The organism is Holdemanella sp. DFI.5.55 (assembly GCF_020593575.1).
In the GTDB taxonomy this organism is placed as follows: Bacteria; Bacillota_I; Bacilli_A; order Erysipelotrichales; family Erysipelotrichaceae; genus Holdemanella; species Holdemanella hominis.
In genome coordinates, this window is the sequence record NZ_JAJDMK010000181.1 from 1 (window position 1) to 757 (window position 757).

General features: G+C 36.5%; 1 protein-coding gene. It reads right to left on the minus strand.

From position 1 onward, the window contains the following. Positions 1 to 115: 115 nt before the first annotated feature. Positions 116 to 757, minus strand: a 642-nt coding sequence (istA, locus tag LJE08_RS13680; RefSeq protein WP_227403541.1) for an IS21 family transposase, incomplete at its 5' end; no start/stop codon positions are given.

The following is a 757-nucleotide window of genomic DNA, read 5'->3' on the forward strand; positions in this document are numbered from 1 at the left end:
GTATACTTACTTACCTGTTTTTATCTTACAACAGGAGGATGATAGTTTATATCTAAAATATAGGTGTGGACTTATACAACGGATTCAATGGACTTCGTCACCGCATCAACTGGACTTATTTCTCCGTATTGGATGGGCTTGCCCATCCGTTATATTCATTCAATTCAATATAGATAGCTTTATTCAAAGATTCAAAAGTGAAGAAAGTTCGGTTACGTAACTTACCAATTATTGTTGTAGCCACACTGAATACCGATCCTTCTGCTGCACTTTTATCTCTTGGTTTTTTAACGCGTGCAGGAATAATAGCCATTCCATAATAATCTGCCATTTCCTGGTAGGACTTATTTAAAACGGGATCTTCATATTTCTTGTGTTCTATAACACCTGTTTTAAGATTATCTGGAACAAGAATACGTGATACACCACCAAAATATTCAAATGCGTGGATATGACAATTGATCCAATTTTTAGAATCCATATGAGGGCAAGCCCCCACATAACAGTACATACTGAATGGCAGCACAGCTACAAACATATAAGCAGTGACATCCTGGTTCAATGAGCGATCATGAACCTTCATTGTCTTACCATCCCAGTCAACCATTATCCTATCCCCAGGCTTATGTGTGATATGCATCGTAAGCTTGTTCTTTTTTACATAGCTCGAGTAATTGTTACAAAATGCACTGTACTTTAGATATACCTTATGCGTACTTTTACATTGATCCACATATTCTTTCCAAAGCATTTTAAA